Origin of the sequence: Mycobacteroides sp. H003 (assembly GCF_001440135.1) — a bacterium.
Classification (GTDB): domain Bacteria; phylum Actinomycetota; class Actinomycetes; order Mycobacteriales; family Mycobacteriaceae; genus Mycobacterium; species Mycobacterium gwanakae.
In genome coordinates, this window is the sequence record NZ_LJYL01000010.1 from 465584 (window position 1) to 483884 (window position 18301).

An 18301-nucleotide genomic window follows, 5' to 3' on the forward strand; every position below is an offset into this window, starting at 1 on the left:
CTGAGGATGTGGTGGGAGAGGGGGCGACCCTCAAACCCGCGTTGGACAAACTCAACGGCGTACTGGCGACGCTGGACAACCGAAAAGCTGAGATCCAGCAGTCGATCAAGGGACTGAACTCCTATGCGATGAGTTTCGGCGAGGTGTTGTCCGGGGGGCCCTTCTTCAAGGCCTACATCGCCAATCTCATTCCAGGCCAATTCATTCAGCCATTTGTCGACTCCGCATTCTCCGACCTCGGGTTGGACCCCAACGTCCTGCTGCCGTCGCAACGCACCGACCCGCAGACGGGTCAGCCGGGAACCCCGGCTCTTCCGGCGCCCTACCCGCGCACCGGGCAGGCTGGCGAACCGCGGATGACGCTGCCCGACGCGATCACCGGAAACCCCGGCGACCAGGCATGTGGTCCGCCCGCAATTGCGCTACCTGGTCCCGGCTGCTATCCCTACCGGGAGCCGTCACCCGCGCCTGCGCCTGGCGGTCCACCTCCCGGTCCACCGGCGAAGCAGGTACCCGATCCCAACGCATCAACGCCGCCGACGCCAAGCCCGGTGTTCGTACCCGCACCCGGCGAACCGACGGCCTCCAGTGAGGCGGGCAATGATCAATAACCGCAGAGTCAAGGCAGCGCTGACGGCGGCGCTGGTCGTCCTCGTCGTGGTCGGGGGATACGTTGTCGTGCAATTCATTCGAGCTTCGAATCGCACGCATGTCGTTGCCTATTTCGACAACAGCAACGGCATCTTCCCCGGTGACGATGTCCGCATCCGTGGTGTCAACGTCGGCAAGATCGACAAGATCGAGCCAGAACCCACCCGGGTGAAAATCAGCTTCTGGCTGGACAGCGAGTACGCGGTTCCCGCCGACGCCAAGGCCGTGATCGTATCGCCGACGTTGGTGACCGCACGTGCCGTCCAACTCACCCCGCCCTACACCGGCGGCGCCACCCTGCAGAACGACGCGGTCATCCCCCAGGAGCGCACCGCGGTTCCGGTGGAATGGGACGACGTCCGCGTTCAGCTTGAACGCCTCACCCAGGCGTTGCAGCCCACCGAGCCTGGCGGCAGCAGCACCTTGGGAGCGTTGGTTCACACCGCCGCGGACAATCTCCGCGGTCAGGGCCCAGCGATCCGGGACGCGGTCATCAAACTGTCCCAGGCACTTTCGGCGCTCGGCGATCACAGCGGCGACATCTTCACCAGCGTCAAGAACATCGCAACGCTGGTGACCGCGCTGAAGGACAGCGCCGGACTGCTCGAGACCCTCAACGGAAACCTCGCTTCGGTCACCGGACTGCTCGCGGACGAGCCCGGCGAGGTCGCCGGCGCCGTCAAAGACCTCAATGATGTGGTCGGCAAGGTCAGCAGTTTCGTTGCAGACAACCGCGAAGCGCTGGGCACCACCTCCGACAAACTCGCATCGGTTTCGACTGCTCTGAACGAGAGCCTGGACGACATCAAACAGCTCCTGCATATCCTGCCGACGACGGCGGCCAACGCCGCCAACCTCTATCAGCCCGCACAAGGCAGCCTCACCGGCATCGCCGCGGTCAACAACTTCGCCGACCCCATCAATTTCCTGTGCGGCGCCATTCAGGCGGCATCACGCCTGGGTGCCGAACAGTCGGCGAAGCTGTGCGTGCAGTACCTGGCGCCGATCGTGAAAAACCGCCAGTACAACTTCCCGCCGCTTGGCTTCAACCCGTTCGTCGGCGCCACGGCACGCCCGAACGAGATCTCCTACAGCGAGGACTGGATGCGCCCGGATTACGTTCCGCCGCAACCGGCTCCAGCTGCGCCGCCCGCCCCACCCGGCCCCCCGTTGGCCGCCGAACAGGCAGCACCCACAGATGCGGCGGCCATAGTCGGCGGGCCGGCGCCGCAGACCACCGACCCGGCAGCCGGGCTGGCGGGAATGATGCTGCCTGCGGGGACGGGGTCATGACGATGCGCAGCTGGCGACGGATACCGGCCGCTGTCCTGACGTGCATCCTGGCGGCCACCGCGGTCGCAGGCTGTGGGTGGCGAGGGCTGAATTCCCTGCCACTCCCCGGAACCGAAGGCGGTGGGCCCGGGGCTTACACCATCCAGGCGCAGATGCCTGATGTGAACAACATCCAGCCCAATTCACGCGTGCGCGTCGGTGACGTCACGGTGGGCACAGTCACCAAAATCGAGCGCCAGGATTGGCACGCGCTGGTGACCATGAAGCTCAACGGCGATGTCACGCTACCCGCCAATTCGACAGTGACACTGGGCCAGACGGCATTGCTGGGATCGCTGCACATCGAGCTGGCGCCGCCGACCGACGAAGCGCCTGAGGGCAGGCTTCATCAGGGCTCGCTGATACCGCTGTCATCGGGAAAGGCCTACCCATCGACCGAGCAGACACTGGCGACCGCCTCGTTGCTGCTCAATGGCGGAGGTATCGCCAAGGTACAGGACATCACCACCGCGCTGAGCACCGCGTTATCCGGGCGGGAGGGAGACCTCCGCAGCCTGATGGATCAGTTGAACACATTCGTCACCCGGGTCAACGATCAAACCGGCGACATCATCGCGGCCAGCGACAGTCTCAACCGCCTGCTGGGCCAATTCGCCGAGCAGAAGCCGGTTCTCGACAAGGGCCTTGACACAATCCCCGACGCCCTGGCGGTGGTCAATCGAGAACGGGAGAATCTCATCGACGCGGTCGACCAGTTGGGCAAATTCAGCGCGCTGGCTGCCGATTCGGTCAACAAGACCAAAGCACCGTTGGTCCAGGAACTCAAAGACCTTGGGCCGGTGCTGGAATCACTGGCCAACGCCGGCCCGGCGCTGACACATGCGTTGGACCTGATACCCACGTTCCCGTTCCCGAAATCCACCTTGACCAAGTGGTTCCGCGGCGACTACGCCAACGTGAGTCTGGTCGTCGACCTGACGCTGAGCCGGATCGACAGCTCCATCTTCACCGGAACCAGATGGGAATGCGATCTGACATGGCTGGAGATGCAGTGGGGCCGAACCATTGGCCAGCTGCCCAGTCCGTGCACCAACAGTGCGCCGCCCAACGGCGCCGGTAACCCCCTACTGGCGCCCTACCGCTACAACCAGGGACCGTAACCGTGTATCTCAGCAAGCTGGTCAGACGCCAACTGTCGGTCTTCTCCGTCGTCGCAGTCGTCGCCGGAGGCACGATGGCCATCGGATACCTCGACCTGCCCAAGGCGCTGTTCGGAATCGGCCACTACCAGGTGACGGTGAACCTGCCATCGTCTGGGGGGCTGTACAAAGACGGCAACGTCACCTACCGCGGGGTTGAAGTCGGCCGCGTTGAGGACGTTCGGCTCAACGGCGGCGGAGTCGACGCGGTGCTGTCATTGAAGTCTGACACCAAGATTCCCGCCAACGTCGACGCCAATGTGCACAGTCAGACAGCTGTCGGCGAGTTGTTCATCGAGCTCGTCCCCCGCTCCGGCGACGGCCCCAAGCTCAAGGACGGTGACGTCATACCTGCCGACCACGCAACGCTGCCCCCCGATATCAACACCCTGCTGGCTCAGACCAACGCCGGACTGCAAGCCATCCCCCACGGCGATCTCAAGACTGTGATCGACGAGTCCTACACGGCGATAGGAGGATTAGGGCCAGAACTGGCGCGCATCGTCAAGGGGGCAACTACCCTTGCCGCCGATGCGCGCGCAAACCTCGACTCGCTGACCACCGTGATCGATCAATCCAAGCCCGTGCTGGACAGTCAGATCAACTCCTCGGACTCGATCCGGGCCTGGGCGGCCAACGTCGCTGAGGTCACCCGCCAACTGCAAGAACAGGATCCCGCGCTGAAAGGCGTGCTGGACAGAGGGCCTGCCGCAACAACCGAAGCACGCCAGCTGATTGACCGGCTCAAACCCACGCTGCCCGTGGTCCTGGCCAACCTCGTCAACCTCGAACAGGTGGCAGTCACCTACCAACCCAGTCTCGAACAGATCCTTGTCCTGTTCCCCAAGGACATCGAAATGCTCCAGGCGGCCCAACTCGCCAACCGCGATACCAAGCAGGACTACAAGGGACTGTTCCTGTCGTTCAACCTCAACGCCAACCTCCCTCCGCCGTGCACCACCGGTTTCCTCCCCGCTCAACAGGTACGCTCGCCCAGCGAAGTGGACTATCCCGAACGGCCGGCGGGCGACATGTACTGCCGGGTGCCGCAAGACTCGGCGTTGGACGTGCGCGGTGCGCGTAACGCCCCATGCATCACACGCCCAGGCAAGCGTGCACCCACCGTCAAGTTGTGCGAGAGCGACGAGGACTATGTGCCTCTCAACGACGGCTACAACTGGAAGGGCGACCCGAATGCCACGCTGTCCGGCCAGTCGGTACCCCAGCAGCCGCCGGGGACGCCGCCACCAGCCGGTCCCCCCGCACCGCCACCCATCGCGGTCGCCCAGTATGACCCCGCAACCGGCACGTACACCGGGCCCGACGGTAAGCAGTACACGCAGACCGATCTCGCTCGGGACGGGCGGCCGCGCGCGTGGCAGGACTTGCTCATCCCACGCGGTGGTGACTGATCGATCCGACGTGGAGCGCAGCGCATGCGAGCTACACCAATGTTCTAGGTAAAAACGTGAGATGTGTTGATGGGCATTAATACCCAATCGGTCGAAGACGCTCTTTGGACGCCGGAGGTGGCTAACCGATTGCAGGTCGAAACCCTGACCGGCACCCCTCGTCTAAACCTACGGCCACATCAATCCCACACGATTCCAGATCGGGTAACCCCTTGAAAAGGACGAGTAAACCATGAGCTATGTCGCCGCGGCCGGCGAATTCAATCGCGACACCAACTACATCAGCAGCCGCATCACCGCTGACGGCCGCGACGGCTATCCCGTCGAACCAGGCCGCTACCGCCTGATCGTCGCGCGGGCCTGTCCGTGGGCCAACCGCACGATCATTGTGCGACGACTGCTCGGCCTGGAAAAGGTTCTGTCTATTGGCTTTTGCGGACCAACGCACGATACACGCAGCTGGACCTTCGACCTCGACCCAGGTGGCCTCGACCCAGTGCTGAAGATCCATTTCTTACGCGACGCATACAACAAGCGCATACCGGACTATCCGAAGGGAGTCACGGTGCCCGCGATCGTGGACGCGCCGACGGGCGCAGTGGTCACCAACGACTTCGCCCAAATGACCGTGGACTTCTCGACGCAGTGGACCCATTTCCATCGCGAGGGCGCCCCCCAGCTCTATCCCGAGCGACGGCGCGACGAGATCGACGACGTCGCTCAGCGCATCTACACCGAGGTCAACGACGGCGTCTACCAATGCGGGTTCGCGAGCTCACAGGATGCATACGACAGAGCCTACGACCGATTATTCAGCGCACTCGATTGGCTTTCTGAGCGCCTACAGACCCAACGCTATCTCGTAGGCGACACCATCACCGAGGCAGACATCCGGCTGTTCACCACACTGGCCCGATTTGACTCCGTATATCACGGCCACTTCAAATGCAATCGGTCGAAACTCACAGAGATGCCGACGCTGTGGGCCTACGCGCGGGATCTGTTCCAGACACCGGGCTTTGGCGACACCATCGACTTCGTGCAGACCAAGCAGCACTACTACATCGTGCACACGGATATCAATCCGACACAAGTCGTGCCGAAGGGTCCTGACCTGTCAAACTGGCTCACGCCGCACGGCCGGGAAGAGTTAGGCGGTAGGCCGTTTGGAGACGGCACACCACCTGAGTCGACTCCCGAGGGGGAACACATGCCCGACGGGCCCGAAGCCCGATAGTGTCAGACGGTCTCGACACACCAGACAGCACGGCGTACCTGCTCCAGCTCACAGACCTCGTCCTCGCACATACAGTCCTCGCGGCCGCGCATTCGAGCTGTCTGAGTCGCGGTCATAGCGCTTCACTGCCACCACACACTCCTCGGGCGTGGTATGCCAGCCACCGTAAAGCGTTAAATCCCAGAGCCCACCCGCGAATGGGATGCTCTTGATCCGAATGGGATGCTCTTGATGTTGTCGGCGTTCCAGTCCTTGGCTACCTCATCGGCCCTGACCAGTCGGGTGACACCGGGCTCCACCGAGAAGTTGACGATGTCGGCGGGCTTGCGGTCGACAACGGCGCGCGGCTGATCACCCGAGGCGCCGTAGTAGAACGTGGTCACGGCCACTCCCCTGCCCTCCGGCGTGGCGGCGAAGGCGTGGATGGTCTTGCTCCAGCCGGGCTTCGGCGCGGCGTGGGCACCACGCGTAGCGTCGTCTCACCGGTCGGCCGCTTGTCGCCACCGGCGACATCACCTGGCGGCCCCCCGCCGTATCCCGCGAGCAGGGTTGCGGTAACGGCCAATGCGGCTGCGCTGCCCCATGACTTGCTGATGTGCCTCATGAACCGCTCGATGTGGTTTAACGGCAGCGGCCGCCCGCCGCGTCGCGTGCCCGACAGCAGCAAGGTTATTCGGGGTAGGGCAGTGATTCGGCGGCACGTTCGATCTGCAGCAGGCTGCGGCTGGTTGTCATGCGAGTCGATTCCTCACTGCTGAGCGCGCGCACGGTTTCGATCTGCACCTGCACGACCACTCCCTCCTCGGCGGCCAGCCGCGCGGCGGCGGCGAGGGTGTCGGGGTCGCTGACGTTGACCGCCAGAGGGGTTTTGGTGCCTGACGGGGTGAGGTATAGGCTGCCGAGGCTGCGGCGGAAACCGTCGATGGTGCCGATCGCCCATCCGCGTTCGCTGTCGTAGTTGTAGTTTTTCAGTTCGCTGCCAAGCAGCGCGGCTCCGGCCTGGGTGAAGGCGACTTCGGTAGATCCGAGGCCGCGCTGGCGTATCTGTCCGGCGATGTCCCATCCAGCTGTTCTCATTGCGGATGTGGAGCGCAGCAGGCCTCGTCGCGCTTTGATCGGTAGGTCACGCACGTCGCTGCCGACTCCGGCGGCACTGGAGCTAGCGTTGGTGAACAGCCGGGCGATTGTGCGCAGCGCCTCCGAATCGGGGCTTGAGGCGAATTGGCTTGTGCCGCCGAGTGGTACATGCTTCGCATCTCCGTCAAGTGGGGCGTCGGCGCGCAGCACAACCCGCACCGAGCCGGGACCGAGCCCGTGTATGAGAAGGTTTCGATTCAGCGCGTTCAGTTGAAGTCTCTCTCGAACGATCGCTTTGGTGGCGTCGTTGACTCCGGCGACGAAGGTTGCGAGTTTGTCCGCGCGGGTGGCATGGCCCCGCACCCCGGCGCCCTCCAAGTGCAGGTCGAGCTCGACTTGTTCAGGCGCGGTTTCTTCGGCCCAGACGCGTTCTGCGGCCGGATCACCTTGTACCGTGCCCGAATACAGCTGGCCGAGTGCGAAATCCGCGGTGTCGGGGAAATGCTCGTATTCATAGCGGATGGCGGCTCGAAGCAGGTCGTCGTCGCTGAGGCCGGAGAGGTGGCCGAGACCGGTCATTGATCGATCACCTCCACGAAGCCCTTTGTCGCACTGTCGATTATCTCACCATCGGGGCCGATCACCCGTGACCACCACCGGCGTTGCCGCTCAACGGCATATGGGTTGTCGCGGTTCACCACCAGGGCGTCGGTGAGCCCGCCCATGCAATGCAGCTTGTCTGTCTGCACAACCAGGTCACTGTGCCCGAGGGTGCCGGTGACCGAGCCGAGAGTCCACAGCGGCAGTGCGGCATCACCGTGTACCTGCTCCAACGCGTGAGCTGGCACCAGACAGGCGAAATCGCCGTCGCCGGGCGTGTCGTCTTTATAGGTGCAGAAGCCGCCGCTGAGCCAAATCGTGATCTCGTGACGATAGAACAACTGTCTGACAAGGGTGATGTGAATCCGGATCGCATCCAGAATCAAGCCACGCCGCTCGCGCGTGTGATCGGCAGCGTCATCGACGAATCGAGAGCGTACCTCGTCCAACGTCGCCCGATGGATGCCCGGCGGTAGTGTTCCGTGCTCGCCCATGCAGCGCGGAAGCATGTCTACCCCCCGTCGACGTCGATCCGCTCCTTCGTCCTGGTGCGAATGTACGCAGGCCAGGGGTCCCCGGCCGCGGCGGCCTCGTCCAGTTCGGCGTCGGTCATCTCCTCCGGCGGCTTGCCGTGCCAGGACGGAGGCATCGCGCTGGTGTTGCTCAAAATGTCCAGCGTCTCGTCGATGCAGCGCATCGCATCCTGTGCGGCGGCCACGAGTTGGCCCGTCGCGGGCTGAGCAACGTCGACCGCGCTCAACGCGGCCCCAAGCCGTTGCCGCGCATCGACGAGGTTGGTCAGGTCGCTGCGGGTCGCCACCGCGCCGGTGTCGTCGGCGATGAATGCCCGAATCAGCTCGTCGATCGCCTTGCACTGGCGGGTGTTCATGCGCTGGGCCTCAGACGGCGGCTCATACCCCACCGCACCCGGCGCCCTCACCCCAGCCGCCGCGAACGCGGTATTCTCCGACACGTCGGCCAGGTAGGCGATCGCCCGAATCGACGCATCCGAGGGCCGGGTGGCATACGTGCCCTGCCGCAGCCGGTTCAGCGTCGCGTGCGAAATGTCATGCCCGCCGTGTTGCGCCAGCTCGGCTAGCCTGCGCCCGGACGCCCCACCGTAACGTTGCGCGGCGACGTCGATCAAATCGATCAGCGATCTGCTGGTCTTACCCATAGTCAGCCCACCGCCCATTAGCTCGGTCTGTTGACGCGTCTGTATGTTCGCGCGACACCTAGTGTTCTGCCACTTGTAACGTGAGTCAAGCGCAACACACCGCATCGGCGGGCCTGCAATCGAACTACAACCCTGTAACCTGCCTCACGTGTCAGACGCCACTCGCCTTTCGGGTGGTCGCTCGGTGCTTGGAGCGGGGGCGGCTTTGCACGTCGTCACGTTCGGGCCACAGCCGTCGGCCCAGGGCCTGTTCCAGGCGGGCCAGGGAGCCGATGTCGCAGAGCACGGTGCCGGCCAGGATCCGTCCGATGGTGGTGTGGGCCACTCCGCTGGTCGCCGCGAGTGCTCGCTGGCCGGTGGCGGTCTCGGTCATGGCTGCGCGCAATGCACGCGCGAGCTGCTGCGCGGCAGGTGCCGACGGTGGCGCGTCGGGGTCCAGGTCGGCGTCCGGCCAGAACCCCCGCAAGACGTATGCGCTCGGTGGGCGGTCACCATTGCTGCGCGACACAGGCCCACGATATCCCGCCCCACCGTCGCCGCAGGCCGACGTGTCGGACCCCTCTGCTCCAATGGTGCATACACGCACCACTTGGGAAGGGGTCACCATGATGATCCAGCTGTCATCAACGGCGGCGCCGCATGCTGAGGCCCGGGGTGCAGCTGCTGCTGCCGCTGCAGTGGGGGCCGGCCATGGCTGACGGGAGCCTGGCCGCGGCGGTGCAGGCGGTGACCGGTGCGTGGATCGCCGATGGGGTGCTGGCCGCGCAGACGCTGGACAAGTTCGGTCTGCTGATCCGCCGATTCAGCCGATTCGCCGCAGTGCACGACGTCACCACCCTCGCCGCAGTCGATCACGCGCTGGTCGCGAAATTCGTTGCGGCCAAAGGCCGTACCCGCCACGGTGTCGTATCGGACGCGGCGGTGGCGACCATGCACAACCGCCGTGCGGCGCTGCGCGCGTTCTTTCGCACCGCGCGCCGGCTGCGGCTGACGCTGGACGACCCGACTATCGACATCGCCGTCCCCGCCCGACAGTCGTCCTGCCAGCGCCCACTGTCCGAGGATGAGGCCGCGCTGGTGCGGTTGTTTTCCGAACGCACCGCCCCGACTCGGCACGCCGCGACCGCGGCGTTGCTACTCGCCGGCGCGCACACCTCCGAGCTGGGACACATCACCGCCGCCGATCTGGATCCACAGGCCGCAACCGTGTGGATGCACGGCTCGAGCAAGTATCGCCCCCGCACACTGACGCTGGACCGCTGGTCGATGCGAGTGCTTTCCGAGCGCGCCGCCCACCTCACCCGCCCGCTACCCAGCCCCAAACCCTCGCCGGTGTTGTGCACCGGCGCCGGCGGAAGCGACGCACATAAGCAGGCCCGGGTGTGCGTGACCGTGCGCGAAATCCTCTCCCGCGCCGAGCTATCCGACGACTCCGGGGTGCGGCCGGCATCGCTGACCGCCTTCGCGGCGCGCCGCGAGTTCGACCGCACCGGCCGCATCGAAGACGCCGCGCGTCTCATCGGCTCACCCTCGCTGGACACCACCGCCGCCCTCATCGGCTACCACTGGCATGACCGGGCGGGCCCGTTATGAACCCCAAAGACCGGTCCCGTAAAAAGGCCGGCGCCTACGGCGCCGAACGCATCAAGCAACGCGAGCTGCGCCGGGTCGAAACGCCAATGGATCTCACGCTGCTGGAGATCGACACCATCGAGGCGATCGCCTCCCACGAGGTCATCTATCAACTCGCCGCGGTCCTGCCCGTCCACGAGCCGGGAACCCCGGGCCGGCGTCCGCACTACCCCCCATGGGTGCACGTGCTGCACAAGGCCCTAGCCGGGGTGCTGGGCTCGCACAGCAAGGCCGCCCGCGCGATGGCCCACCCCACCTACTGGCGCACCATCCGCCACCGGGCCGCCAAACATCAGCCACCAAGGGCGCCGCGGCGCCCACCACAGCGCTGGCACCACAACTACGCCCAACGGCTACTCGACGAGTACACCGACAAGCTGCTTGACACGTTTCGCCTGCTCGCGCGGCGGCTCGCGCGCGAACTCGGTTGTCTCGACCCAGACGCTGGGGTGTCCCACACCAGCCCGGCGCGCGGGCAGTACGTCGTCGGCGATGGCACCGTTGTCGCCGCACCAGTGCGCAAGGCCACCGCCGACCACTGGGCCGAACAAGGCGGACGCCACGTGCACGCCGGCATCGAAGCCCAAAACGGCGACAGCGACACCGAATTCCGCTACGGCACCAAGTTCGCCATGCTCAGTACCCGCCCCGACACCATCCGCAACAACAGGGTCATCCTCGACGTCGACGCCGTGCCAGCGGGCAAGGGCTACGGCGGTGAAGCTCGTGTCGCTCTCGACATGATCGACCGCGTCGTCGCCGACGCCGACGTACGGTGTGACGGCGTCTGCTACGACGGAGCGTTCCGCGGCAAGCACATCGACCGCGCCATGAAGCTCGGGTTGACCGTGCTCTCACCGATGCACGACAGCACCCGCGTACCCACCGCATTCGCCCGACTCGAGTGCTCGTGCGGCGACGTTCATGACCTGTGGACCGAAGATGGACGGATCTGCGAACGCCAGATCCTCGACGCCGGCGACAGACACATGCAGCCCTGCCCGGTGGCCAAGATCTACCCGCGCGGCAACGCCGACGACAGCCACCGCTGGTACATCGAGTTCGCCACCCCATCCTGCGGCACGGTGCATCGTACGCGTATCGACACCACCGACGCCGACCGCAGCTGCGGCTACAACCGCGCCGAGCACCTACGCCAGCACGTCAAGACCGACGACCGCGGCAGCGTCTACGACCGTTGCTATGGCTGGCGCGAAGACAGCGAAAGCCTCAACAACACCCTCGACCGCACCCTCTATGGCGGGCGGATGATCGCTTTTGCTGCGGTTCGCCAGTTGACCGTGATGCTCGGATTCGCTTTGGGCCGAAACGCAATAGCGGCTTACCTGCACCGCCGACGACACCCCGAAGAGCGAACCGCCTAACGCCGCCACCACGACAGCGAGGCTCACTCAGGCCGGCCACGGACGCCAGCGCGTCGCGTGGCTATCGTCGCGCCCGCTACACTCACACCCGCTACTCCCCGACGACCAGCTAATTCGCCGGGAACAACACCAGGACGCCACGAACACCGCCGAAAACCACCCCGCGCTCCCACCGGCTAGGTTTTAGTCAGGTATCCAAAGACGTCCCACGCCCTCGTAGCTCAGGGGATAGAGCACGGCTCTCCTAAAGCCGGTGTCGCAGGTTCGAATCCTGCCGAGGGCACAAGACTTTTCAGGACACCAAAAGAACCACCCCGCAGCGCGGCAGCGCATACGGGGCGGTACCTGTGGAGAGGCGCTGGCGCGCCGGGTGTCTAGATGGCTGCGATGGCCGCGGAACCGGCTGTGCCGAGCGCCTCGAAGGCGACGTTCTCGGTGGTGGTCTCCGCTGCCCGTTCGCCGAGCTGCTCGATGCCGGCGCCAAGCATGGCGATGAATTCCGCTGTGGTGGCCGCGTTCTGCGCGGTGGCTTGCACAGAGTCGGCGTCATTGCCCGGCGGCGTGCAGGCCGCGGCGATTGCCGTTGCGGATGACGACGCAGCGGTGAATCCGGTGGTTTCGGCGACCAGGCCGCCGACCTGGCCGACCACGTCGGCGAAGCTGCTCACTCCGGTGATTGCACTGGTCATGGTTGGTATCTCCTGCTGTCGGCGAATAGATGCTTGCTGTCATTCTGGCACGGTGAAACCGGCATGACTACCGGCAACACATGGCTTCTGGAGCAAGTGGTCTTACTTTCTGTGCTGAAAACGTGTATGCCACAGACATTCAATTGGCTCGAATTCGCGGTGCTTCCAGGCTCAACGGCTTACCGGACTCACCATCTTCGGTCATGAAATAGATCGAGGACATGATGTTTGCTGCTAGCTCCGCACCGGTGCGTTCAACCACTGGGCCACTCAAACGCACCAGCGGCCGGCCACCGATGACGTGGACGTTGACCTGCGTCATCGCTGCACCTGCGCAGGCACAGGTACGCGCAGCGCATTGCGCAGTATGTACCGGGCGCTGTCGATATCTCCGACTTCCTTGTCGGCGATCGCCGCCGCCAGCAAGAAATGCACCCAGACTTCTGACCGTTCGGGGTTCCCGAACTCCCCTGACCAGCGCTGCTGCCAGACGTGATCCTCGAGCCAGGTAGCGGTTGCCCGTGGAGCACCCCACAGCCTGAGCAGGTACTCGATTACCGCGTCGACGTCTTCGGTATCGATTGCGTCGACCTCTGTGCGCGCTTGCGAACCGGGAATAACGTTCACCTCGGCCAGCTCTTGAGCGCCCAATACCAGCACGTCAGGCTGCTGCGACGCGGACGGGTCCGAGCTGACTACCGAGTCGAATGGTGCCACCAGACCCAGCGCGACCGCATCGAGCAATGGGCGCCACGGTTGATCGCAACCCAGCCAGCGCTGCACGAAAGAGTCGGGAACCACGGTGATCAGTGGAGTCAGATTCGGCTGCGCTTTGATGCCTCGGGACAGGAAGCCCAAACCGTCGCTGGTGACGAACACAGCTTGTGAGGCGCTGATCCCGACGGCGATGTTCGTCAGCACACCGGCTCGCTGATGCATGCGGATCAAACCCGCGGTGATGGATGCGGCGACGTGCTGTAGGTCTGTCGCATGCGCCAGTCCGCGGGCCTCGGTGCCGAAGTCGCGCAGCTCGTCGTCGGGGGCGCTCAAGTCGGGCCGGAATGCCTTCCCTTTGGACCGCTCGGCGACCGCCGCGGCCCAAGACCCGCCCGCACCTGCGGATGGTGCAGCACCGGCGGGCGGCATCCCGACCATGGGCATCATCGGCGTGCCCGGTCCGGCGGCGGCCGCGACCGGGGTATGTCCATTCGGTGTGAGCGTCGAGCTGGCGGCTCCGGCATCACCCGATGAGGCGTGCGTCTGCGCGGATGGAGTCAGCGTGTCGGGCCCCGTAGCCGCTTCCCCAGATGAGGCCGTGGTGGTAGGAGATACCGCGGCCGGAGCCGCGGTCGTCGCGGGAGTGGTCGGCGGGTTGTGCGGCTTGCCGTCGGGCCCGGTCTCTGACTCCGGGGCGCTCGGCGCCAAGTGGCGGCCAGTTTCGTTGGCCGCGCTCTTGGCTCCGAGACCGGCTGGGCCACCTAGGTGCGCACCCGATCCCGATTCTGTCCCTGGCAGGTCGGCGCGGCGGGCGTTGGACAGCGAAGCGCCCTGGCCAGCCAGCCCAGCGTTTGTCGTGAGCTTCTTGAGAGCGTCCTCGGTGATCGGGACTCCCTGACCCTTGCCCTTCATCAGTTCCTGGATCGCCTGCTGCGCCGACTGCACTGCGGGCTGCGCCATCTGGCCGATGTTGGGCATCTGCATGTTCGGCGGCTTCATCATCTGGCCGGCCACGTTCTGCAGCATTGACCCCAGAGCACCGTCGGGCATACCGGGAACGCTGGGATTCGAGCTCGATGTTGGCGCCATCGTCGACGGAATCTCCGGCGCCGCGCCTTTCTGCACACCGGCCACCAGTTGATCCTGGGTCGACTTGTGGTTCTTACCCAGGGTGTTGGCCTGATCCTTGGCTTGCTGCAGCAGCTCGTCGTACTTCTGCTGGAACTCGGCCTGGTTCTTGGGCGAGGTGGGCCCACCCGAGCTTGCGTAGGAGGCAATCAGCTCCTCTACTGCGGCTTCGAAGTTGACCACCGTGCCGTTGAGCTGCACCTTGGTGTTCAAGATGTCCTGGGCCATGACGCTGACGCCTTGGCCCATGTTCAGCTGCTTGAGCGCACGGTCGAAGTTCGCGCGCTGGTCCTCGGTGAAGTCTTCCAGCAGTGCTGTGGGCGTCTCACCGGTGGCGTTGGCCTCGATGAGCGCGAACATCGTGGAGGCTGTGTCCGAGGTACCCACCGACTTGGCCGACTCCTGAAACAGCTCGAGCACCTTCTGCGCCGTCATGGACTCCGAGGTGACCGGGTAGTTGGACCCGATAATCTCCGCTGCGTGCGGAGTGGTTACCGGTGGCATGTCAGGCGTTGTCACGAGAAGGTCCTTTCGCTGGTGCGGTGGCGACGATGATCACCGGAAGACAACGTGATAGCCCGCGCAGGCGCGAGAACACGGATCATGCTGCGTTGACGACTCGGACGAACTGAGATCCGGGCGTGACGTTGGAGAACATGACGTTGGTGCCTGACTGTTGCGCCTCGACGACCATGCCGTCGCCGACATAGACCTGTACGTGCTTGCTCGGGTCGGTAGGAAACGCAAGGTCGCCAACTTCCGGCTCGCTTACCAGCTGACCAGCCGCGTACTGGTTCCCGGAACCGTGAGGAATGCTCACACCGGACGCCTGCGCGATCAGATACTTGGCCAGCCCCTGGCAGTCGTATCCGATCTTGTTGTAGTCCCCGGCTGCGTCGGCGGCACCACCGTCATGAATGCCCTGTGTGGGGCCGTTGTCGTCACCCCCACCCCACGCATACGGGATCCCAGCGGCCACCACCTGCTTGGCGTTGTCGATGATGCGCTGCTGGAACTCATTCTTGCCGACGCTGGTCGGTCCGGCCTTGCCTGCGCCTCCTGGCACCGATAGACCCTTGCCCGCACCCGAACCAACCGCGCTGTCTCCGTTGCCGTTGAGCACATTCGAGATCGCGTTTTTGAGCGTGGGATCGGACAGCGATGACGGAAGTCCCTGCCCAGCTGAGGCAGCAGGAACCTGCGGCATCTGGGGCATGCCCTGCCCCATCTGACCAGCGGAGCCGAGTAGTCCAGAAGCCATCTGCCCCAGCGCCGGCAGCACACTGGCACCCATGCCGGAGATCTCGGAGGACCCGTTCTTGTCGATCGCGGTCTTACCCGCCGAATCCTTCTTGGTCTTCCCGATTCCGTCGCCGACCTTATGCACGCCGCGCTTGGTCTGTTCGGAAGTGTCGTCGACGGCGGTGGACAGGCGGGGATCAACCATTCCCGGCATCGGTTTGCCGTCAAGGCCTGTCGGCAACCCTTGCTGTGCTTGATCGCTCGCTGACTGAATGAGTCCGTCGTCGGTGCTAATCGATGGTGTGGTCACGGCCGCTAGGCCTCCTTCACCTTCGCAGCGCCGTGGCTGTCGATCGCAGAAAGCCCAGAAACGAGGGACTCAAGATCGCTGATCACGTTGCCCAGCGAGGTATTGGCGGCGCCGATCTGTTCGTCGGCCTTCGAAACCGTCGTTCCCACCGTGCTGAGTGTGTCGTTGTAGACGGGGGCGATGAGTGTGCCGGTCGTGGTCCCAGAGGAAGTCACGCCCTTACTCGCTTCGGCATGGAGTGCCTCTGTGGCCCTCTTTCCCTCGGCGCTCTTGGCGTCGATCTCGCTGCGGATCGAAGCCAGCTTGTCGAGCATCTGGCGGAATCTGTCGGTGTCCTTGATCGAGACCGAGGCGTTGGTGGGTGTCATGGGTGGTGTTCCTCTCCTGCGGCCTAGGCCTTGGCGATGTCTTTGGCTGCTGCGGCGTCTGCGCCGGTGATCTTGGTGAACTTTTCGGTCATGGTTTTCGCGCATCCGTCCGCGGAGCCACAGACAGCGGTAATTGCCGACGACGCCGCGGTATGCCAGGAACCCAACGCATCGAGCAGCGCGTGATAGATCGGCGCCGGCTCTCCGTTGGTGGTCAGCGATTTAGCCTCTTCACGAGCCTTGGTGACGATGGCCTCAAGCTTGGGACCGAACGTACGCAGATTAGCCACCTCCTGCTCGATCGCCTCAACCTTCTTCGGAAAAGCGTCGCGGTCCGCGATGGTGATGTTGTCGCTCACTTCTCTCCTTAAGCCGGGCGTATCACTTCGATGCACTATTTGTTGCCTGCCCTACCTAACATGCCGGTTGATGAGCAACATGTGCCCGCAGTTTAGGGCCAATTAGCGCATCAACCAGGGCCCGAACACGATGAAGCGCAGATTTGCCACTCCGGGGATCAACAACTGTTCGGAGGAGATCGGCCTGTAGCCAGCCAATGTCACGTCCCCGCTAGCCCGGAAGCCGGCAGGATCACCAGCCGATGCAGACACGCTCATCGGTTTCCGGCGACTCTGCGCTTCCCTGTTCCGGCGCGCGGTGGCGACCGGTGTACTCCTCGACTTCAGGGGCAGCTTCTACGTCCAGCGGTGCATTCAGGTCAAACATGGGGCCTCCTGGGGAGTTGTCGGCGCAACTGGAGCAGCGTGCGCCGCGGAGCAGCTACATGGCGTGCCGGACACGTCTATCGACGAGGCGACCGCGCACCCTCGTTGTACGAAGGCAGGCACAGGGCTTCGGACTTCACGAGATACACAAGCCCCAACGGACATTCAGCGAACGCGGTGTTCGTGAAAAAGGTCATCCGACACAGGCAGTGGCGACAGGAGCACTCCGACAACGCCTGAGCACACGAGCGATCAGCGTCGAACCAAATGCTGACCAATGCCCCAGCCTCGTAGGCTGGAACCGACTCGGTGGCGCGGGGTTCCCGGGCGGGTCGCATCGCGCCACCGAGTCGGAGATCACAGAAGGCGATCTACTCGCATTCATTTTCTCCAATCGGTTGAATCAATGCCTCTCGCACCGCTCGTTCGATTCGCCTGTGCTGCAAGACATCCTCGGCGTCCCCGCTGTTGAACAGAGTTGTTCGGCATATCACGACATGCCACCCCGGAATCCACAGGTAATGAGCTGATTTAGCTCGCATCATCACCGCGGCCAGCACTGGACGATTCGACAGGTAGTCAGCGCCCTTGGGCCATAACTTCCACGTCGAGAGATCGACCTTGGCTGATACATAGATCAGTATCAGTACAGCCGCGGCGGCAACAGCCAATCCCCCGATCAACACGGGGATGACCAGCAATCCCATCCAAAAGTCGTGTGACATCACTGGCCCACCAGAGTCAGCAGATGCCGTGCCTTGCGCCCTTGGCGGTAATCGAAGTAGAGCACAGGTTCGGAGATCAATTCGCAGACGAATTTCCGCGGGGCCTGCCCACGGAGCGCTGCATGATGCTCGAAACGGTCTCCCCTGCCGATATAGCTGGCGAAGACCTTCTGAGTCCCACTCACAGCCCCTCCCAATTTCTCTATTTTAGAGAATAGCAACCAGCCGTCGGAGTTACAAGCAGATCTGGGATTCCGCGGCTAGATCATCCCAACCGGACGTGACGGAGCCTGTGCAGCGGTGGTGGTACAGGTACGCCAGCAGCGGACAGTGCCGCCCGGAAGGACCGACTGAATTCCACAGTCGACCAAGGCTCTCCGGTTGAGTTGAGGAACAAGAGGCTGTCCGGCTCCGGTTCGCACCCAGCCAAATGCTCTCGAATCTGCTCAACAAGCACCTCGGGCAGCTGAATCTCGGCACTTGGATGCTTGGACGGCTCGAAACCAGTTCCAGACGCATCCACGACAACGCGCCACCGCACACACAGAGTCATCCCCGCTGCGCCATCGATGATGTCCTCGCGCGAAAGTGCCAGCACCTCGCCAACGCGCAGCTGGCAGCACGCGATGAGAAGGACCGGCAAGCGCATGCCCTCCGGCAGGTGATTGGCAATCTCGACGACCTCTTGGAATCTGAGGTTCCCTCCGCGGGCGCTGTCAATCACCGGCCAAGCC

The 18301-nt window shown here is 64.2% G+C and carries 20 protein-coding genes, 1 tRNA gene and 2 pseudogenes; 8 read left to right on the plus strand and 15 right to left on the minus strand.

Annotated elements, in window-relative coordinates:
* Positions 1-26: 26 nt before the first annotated feature.
* From AOT87_RS08415 to AOT87_RS08435, 5 genes and pseudogenes are all read left to right on the plus strand, one after another.
* A pseudogene (locus AOT87_RS08415) lies at positions 27-611 on the plus strand (mammalian cell entry protein); the annotation flags it as partial.
* Positions 601-1944: an MCE family protein gene (locus AOT87_RS08420; RefSeq protein WP_023363473.1), complete on the plus strand. Its 1344-nt coding sequence runs from the start codon at positions 601-603 to the stop codon at positions 1942-1944. The pseudogene AOT87_RS08415 and the gene AOT87_RS08420, both read left to right, overlap by 11 nt.
* 2 nt (positions 1945-1946) lie before the next feature.
* Positions 1947-3104, plus strand: coding sequence for a virulence factor Mce family protein (locus AOT87_RS08425; RefSeq protein WP_079457956.1), 1158 nt, complete (start codon positions 1947-1949; stop codon positions 3102-3104).
* Positions 3105-3106: 2 nt separating this feature from the next.
* A complete protein-coding gene (locus AOT87_RS08430) occupies positions 3107-4555 on the plus strand; it encodes an MlaD family protein (protein ID WP_023363477.1) in 1449 nt (482 codons plus the stop codon).
* A gap of 232 nt (positions 4556-4787) precedes the next feature.
* On the plus strand, positions 4788-5792 hold the full coding sequence (locus tag AOT87_RS08435) for a glutathione S-transferase C-terminal domain-containing protein (protein WP_023363479.1): 1005 nt from the start codon (positions 4788-4790) through the stop codon (positions 5790-5792).
* Positions 5793-6001: 209 nt separating this feature from the next.
* Here the strand turns inward: AOT87_RS08435 and AOT87_RS08440 are convergent.
* The 5 genes and pseudogenes from AOT87_RS08440 to AOT87_RS08460 all read right to left on the minus strand — a co-directional run.
* Positions 6002-6396 (minus strand): annotated as a pseudogene (locus AOT87_RS08440) (sulfate ABC transporter substrate-binding protein); the annotation flags it as partial.
* 65 nt (positions 6397-6461) lie between these two features.
* Positions 6462-7448 (minus strand): hypothetical protein, encoded by a 987-nt coding sequence (locus AOT87_RS08445; protein WP_023363483.1) that lies wholly within the window; start codon positions 7446-7448, stop codon positions 6462-6464.
* Entirely contained in the window at positions 7445-7963 is a 519-nt protein-coding gene (locus AOT87_RS08450) for a hypothetical protein (RefSeq protein WP_023363485.1), read from the minus strand. The genes AOT87_RS08445 and AOT87_RS08450 overlap by 4 nt, the downstream gene beginning before the upstream one ends.
* A gap of 17 nt (positions 7964-7980) precedes the next feature.
* The gene (locus AOT87_RS29275; protein WP_023363487.1) at positions 7981-8646 is read right to left on the minus strand and encodes a hypothetical protein; all 666 of its coding nucleotides are present in this window, start codon (positions 8644-8646) and stop codon (positions 7981-7983) included.
* A gap of 151 nt (positions 8647-8797) precedes the next feature.
* Entirely contained in the window at positions 8798-9154 is a 357-nt protein-coding gene (locus tag AOT87_RS08460; protein WP_023363488.1) for a helix-turn-helix domain-containing protein, read from the minus strand.
* A 131-nt stretch (positions 9155-9285) separates the two neighbouring features.
* Between AOT87_RS08460 and AOT87_RS08465 the strand changes: the two genes are divergently transcribed.
* From AOT87_RS08465 to AOT87_RS08480, 3 genes are all read left to right on the plus strand, one after another.
* Complete coding sequence (locus tag AOT87_RS08465) at positions 9286-10239, plus strand: site-specific integrase (protein ID WP_225332378.1); 954 nt, start codon at positions 9286-9288, stop codon at positions 10237-10239.
* Positions 10236-11663, plus strand: a complete 1428-nt coding sequence (locus AOT87_RS29280) for a hypothetical protein (protein ID WP_023363492.1) — start codon at positions 10236-10238, stop codon at positions 11661-11663. Before AOT87_RS08465 ends, AOT87_RS29280 begins: the two co-directional genes overlap by 4 nt.
* A 210-nt stretch (positions 11664-11873) precedes the next feature.
* Positions 11874-11946 (plus strand) — tRNA-Arg (locus tag AOT87_RS08480).
* Positions 11947-12037: 91 nt separating this feature from the next.
* Here the strand turns inward: AOT87_RS08480 and AOT87_RS08485 are convergent.
* The 10 genes from AOT87_RS08485 to AOT87_RS08525 form a co-directional block, all read right to left on the minus strand.
* Positions 12038-12352, minus strand: coding sequence for a hypothetical protein (locus AOT87_RS08485; RefSeq protein ID WP_016886932.1), 315 nt, complete (start codon positions 12350-12352; stop codon positions 12038-12040).
* A 139-nt stretch (positions 12353-12491) separates the two neighbouring features.
* Positions 12492-12674 carry a hypothetical protein gene (locus AOT87_RS08490; protein WP_005102468.1) on the minus strand — a complete coding sequence of 61 codons (183 nt, stop codon included), beginning with the start codon at positions 12672-12674 and terminating at the stop codon, positions 12492-12494.
* Positions 12671-14716 (minus strand): hypothetical protein, encoded by a 2046-nt coding sequence (locus tag AOT87_RS08495; protein WP_237085107.1) that lies wholly within the window; start codon positions 14714-14716, stop codon positions 12671-12673. The genes AOT87_RS08490 and AOT87_RS08495 overlap by 4 nt, the downstream gene beginning before the upstream one ends.
* Before the next feature lie 82 nt (positions 14717-14798).
* Positions 14799-15749: an NlpC/P60 family protein gene (locus tag AOT87_RS08500; RefSeq protein ID WP_016886930.1), complete on the minus strand. Its 951-nt coding sequence runs from the start codon at positions 15747-15749 to the stop codon at positions 14799-14801.
* Positions 15750-15754: 5 nt separating this feature from the next.
* On the minus strand, positions 15755-16117 hold the full coding sequence (locus AOT87_RS08505) for a hypothetical protein (RefSeq protein ID WP_052524979.1): 363 nt from the start codon (positions 16115-16117) through the stop codon (positions 15755-15757).
* Positions 16118-16140: 23 nt separating this feature from the next.
* A complete protein-coding gene (locus AOT87_RS08510) occupies positions 16141-16476 on the minus strand; it encodes a hypothetical protein (protein WP_016886928.1) in 336 nt (111 codons plus the stop codon).
* A gap of 232 nt (positions 16477-16708) precedes the next feature.
* Positions 16709-16843: a hypothetical protein gene (locus tag AOT87_RS29505; protein WP_256364532.1), complete on the minus strand. Its 135-nt coding sequence runs from the start codon at positions 16841-16843 to the stop codon at positions 16709-16711.
* A gap of 370 nt (positions 16844-17213) precedes the next feature.
* Complete coding sequence (locus AOT87_RS08515; RefSeq protein ID WP_237085108.1) at positions 17214-17549, minus strand: hypothetical protein; 336 nt, start codon at positions 17547-17549, stop codon at positions 17214-17216.
* Between the two features lie 17 nt (positions 17550-17566).
* On the minus strand, positions 17567-17752 hold the full coding sequence (locus AOT87_RS08520; protein ID WP_057969504.1) for a hypothetical protein: 186 nt from the start codon (positions 17750-17752) through the stop codon (positions 17567-17569).
* Positions 17753-17832: 80 nt separating this feature from the next.
* A complete protein-coding gene (locus AOT87_RS08525) occupies positions 17833-18291 on the minus strand; it encodes a tyrosine-type recombinase/integrase (RefSeq protein WP_057969505.1) in 459 nt (152 codons plus the stop codon).
* Positions 18292-18301 lie beyond the last annotated feature (10 nt).

Coding starts and splice junctions, on each gene's coding strand:
- AOT87_RS08420 (WP_023363473.1), top strand. CDS start 601: ATGATCAATAACCGCAGAGTCAAGGCAGCGCTGACGGCGGCGCTGGTC.
- AOT87_RS08425 (WP_079457956.1), top strand. CDS start 1,947: ATGCGCAGCTGGCGACGGATACCGGCCGCTGTCCTGACGTGCATCCTG.
- AOT87_RS08435 (WP_023363479.1), top strand. CDS start 4,788: ATGAGCTATGTCGCCGCGGCCGGCGAATTCAATCGCGACACCAACTAC.
- AOT87_RS08445 (WP_023363483.1), bottom strand. CDS start 7,448: ATGACCGGTCTCGGCCACCTCTCCGGCCTCAGCGACGACGACCTGCTT.
- AOT87_RS08450 (WP_023363485.1), bottom strand. CDS start 7,963: ATGGGCGAGCACGGAACACTACCGCCGGGCATCCATCGGGCGACGTTG.
- AOT87_RS29275 (WP_023363487.1), bottom strand. CDS start 8,646: ATGGGTAAGACCAGCAGATCGCTGATCGATTTGATCGACGTCGCCGCG.
- AOT87_RS08465 (WP_225332378.1), top strand. CDS start 9,286: ATGCTGAGGCCCGGGGTGCAGCTGCTGCTGCCGCTGCAGTGGGGGCCG.
- AOT87_RS29280 (WP_023363492.1), top strand. CDS start 10,236: ATGAACCCCAAAGACCGGTCCCGTAAAAAGGCCGGCGCCTACGGCGCC.
- AOT87_RS08485 (WP_016886932.1), bottom strand. CDS start 12,352: ATGACCAGTGCAATCACCGGAGTGAGCAGCTTCGCCGACGTGGTCGGC.
- AOT87_RS08490 (WP_005102468.1), bottom strand. CDS start 12,674: ATGACGCAGGTCAACGTCCACGTCATCGGTGGCCGGCCGCTGGTGCGT.
- AOT87_RS08505 (WP_052524979.1), bottom strand. CDS start 16,117: ATGACACCCACCAACGCCTCGGTCTCGATCAAGGACACCGACAGATTC.
- AOT87_RS29505 (WP_256364532.1), bottom strand. CDS start 16,843: ATGTTTGACCTGAATGCACCGCTGGACGTAGAAGCTGCCCCTGAAGTC.
- AOT87_RS08515 (WP_237085108.1), bottom strand. CDS start 17,549: ATGGGATTGCTGGTCATCCCCGTGTTGATCGGGGGATTGGCTGTTGCC.